Origin of the sequence: Streptomyces amakusaensis (genome assembly GCF_039532665.1) — a bacterium.
Lineage (GTDB): Bacteria > Actinomycetota > Actinomycetes > Streptomycetales > Streptomycetaceae > Streptomyces > Streptomyces amakusaensis.
In genome coordinates, this window is sequence record NZ_BAAASB010000068.1 from 1 (window position 1) to 1,834 (window position 1,834).

Genomic DNA, 1,834 nt, shown 5'->3' on the forward strand with positions numbered 1-1,834 from the left:
CGTGAGGTTTTTCAGCGTCAGTCGGTGGGTGGGTTGGCGGTGGTGGCGCGGGATGTGGGTGTGGTGGGGGTGGTGGGTGATGGTGAGGGTGTGGGGGTGTTGCCGTTGACGCCGGTGATGTTTGGGTTTGGTGGGGTGGGTGGTCCGGGGTTTGAGGGGTTTTGTCAGTCGGTGGTGGTGAGGGTGCCGGGTGGTGTGGGTTTGGGTGTGGTGAGGGGTGTGGTGCAGGCGGTGTTGGATCGTCACGATGTGTGGCGGTCGCGGTTGGTGGGGGTGGGGGAGGGGTGGGGTTTGGATGTGGGGGGTGTGGGGGTGGTGCGGGCGGTTGATTGTGTGCGGCGGGTGGATGCGTGGGGTGTGTCGGATGCTGATTTGGGTGTGTTGGTGGGGTCGGTGGGGCGTGAGGTTGCGGGGGAGTTGGATCCGGTTGGTGGGGTGATGGTGCGGTTTGTGTGGTTCGACCGGGGTGGTGTGGTTCCGGGGCGGTTGTTGGTGGTGGCGCATCATCTGGTGGTTGATGGGGTGTCGTGGCGGGTGGTGGTGTCGGATCTGGGGGTGGCGTGGGGGGCGTTGTCGGAGGGTCGGGTGGTGGTTCTGCCGGGGGTGGGGACGTCGTTTCGGCGGTGGGCGCGGTTGTTGGTTGAGGAGGCTTCGGGGGTGGGTCGGGTGGGGGAGCTGGGTTTGTGGTCGGGGGTGTTGTCGGGTCCTGATGTGGTGGTGGGTTCGCGTCGTTTGGATGCGGGTCGGGATGTGGTGGGTTCGGCGGTGTCGTTGTCGTGGGTGTTGCCGGCGGGGGTGTCGTCGGGGTTGTTGTCGCGGGTGTCGTCGGTGTTCTTCTGTGGTGTGGACGAGGTGTTGCTGGCGGGGTTGGCGGTGGCGTTCGGCCGCTGGTCCGGGTTCGGCGGTGGGGCTGGTGCGGGGTCGTTGTTGGTGGATGTGGAGGGGCATGGTCGGGAGGAGTTCGTGGCGGGGGTGGATCTGTCGCGGACGGTGGGGTGGTTTACGGGGGTGTATCCGGTCCGTCTGAACACGGGCACGGACGCGGGTGTGGGTGGGGTGTTGAAGGGGGTGAAGGAGTCGGTTCGGGGGGTTCCGGACGGTGGTGTGGGGTTTGGTTTGTTGCGTTATTTGAATGTTGAGACGGGGCGGGTGCTGGCGGGTTTGCCGTCGGCGTCGGTGGCGTTCAATTATTTGGGTCGTTTTCCTGCGGGGCGGGATGAGGACTGGGCTCCTGCGGTGGAGGCGGGGGTGTTGGGTGGTGGTGCGGATGAGCGGATGCCGTTGACGCATGCTCTCGCGGTGAACGCGGTGACGCGTGATCTTCCGGAGGGGCCGGAGGTTTCCTTCACTCTTACCTGGGCCGGCGAGGTGCTGACCGGGAGCCAAGTGCAGGAACTCGGGGATGTGTGGGTGGCTGCTCTGGCCGAGTTGGTGGAGGAGGCGGAGCGTCCGGGTGCTGGGGGGCGGACGCCGTCGGATCTTCCGTTGGTGACTCTCACCCAAACCGAAATCGACCAGATAGCCCAGCTGTAGCGAAGAACTCTCCTTCCGCCGCTCGATAGCCGTCCGGAGCGAACGAGCGCTCCTTTGGCATGCCCGTTTTCCATGAGAGAGGTACTCCAAATGCAGCAGGGATTCCAGGATATTTTGCCTTTGTCGCCGTTGCAGGAGGGGTTGTTGTTTCATGCGGTGTATGACGTGGAGGGTCCGGATGTGTATGTGGTGCAGTTGGTTTTCGGGTTGGAGGGGAGGGTTGATGCTGGTCGGTTGAGGGGTGCGGCGGAGGCGTTGTTGGTGCGTTATCCGCAGGTGGGTGCGCGGTTTGTGGTGCGGG

At 64.8% G+C, this 1,834-nt stretch carries 2 protein-coding genes; both read left to right on the forward strand.

Annotated features, from left to right (window positions below):
• The coding region (locus ABD371_RS35645) for a condensation domain-containing protein (protein ID WP_344486909.1) at positions 1–1,533 on the forward strand (1,533 nt) is incomplete at its 5' end.
• Between the two features lie 90 nt (positions 1,534–1,623).
• Positions 1,624–1,834 (forward strand): hypothetical protein (locus ABD371_RS35650; RefSeq protein WP_344486912.1); only part of this gene is annotated, 211 nt, incomplete at its 3' end.